1 pseudogene is annotated in these 585 nt (G+C 67.0%); it reads left to right on the forward strand.

Annotated features, from left to right (window positions below):
- A pseudogene (locus tag ACFYE1_RS17505) lies at nt 1–585 on the forward strand (IS630 family transposase); the annotation flags it as partial.

The following is a 585-nucleotide window of genomic DNA, read 5'->3' on the forward strand; positions in this document are numbered from 1 at the left end:
GTGGTCGGGCTCTACCTGGCCCCGCCTTCAGAACGCGATCGTGCTGTGCGTGGACGAGAAGTCCCAGATCCAAGCGCTCGAGCGCACCTCCCCGGGGCTGCCGGTGCAACCCGGGAAGCCAGCGGCCCGCACCCACGACTACATCCGGCACGGAACCTCCACCTTGTTCGCGGCCCTGGAGATCGCCACCGGCCACGTCACCGCCGCGTGCAAGCCCCGGCACCGGCGCCAGGAGTTCCTGGCCTTCCTCAAACAGGTCGCCCGGGCCTACCCGGAGAGGGAGCTGCACCTGGTGATGGACAACTACGCCGTGCACAAGACCCCCGAGGTCAAGGACTGGCTGGCCGCCAACCCCAGGTTCCGGGTGCACTTCACACCGACGTCTGCCTCGTGGTTGAACCTGGTGGAAGTGTGGGTCGGGATCATCGAACGCCAGGCCCTGCACCGGGCCGACGTCGCCTCGGTGCCCGAGCTCAACGCCCGGATCCGGGCCTTCATCACCGGCTGGAACGACCGCTGTCACCCGTTCGTGTGGACCAAGACCAGCACCGAAATCCTCAAGAAAGCCAACCGCTCAACGACTTC

It is taken from the genome of Kocuria nitroreducens, assembly GCF_042879195.1.
In the GTDB taxonomy this organism is placed as follows: domain Bacteria; phylum Actinomycetota; class Actinomycetes; order Actinomycetales; family Micrococcaceae; genus Kocuria; species Kocuria nitroreducens.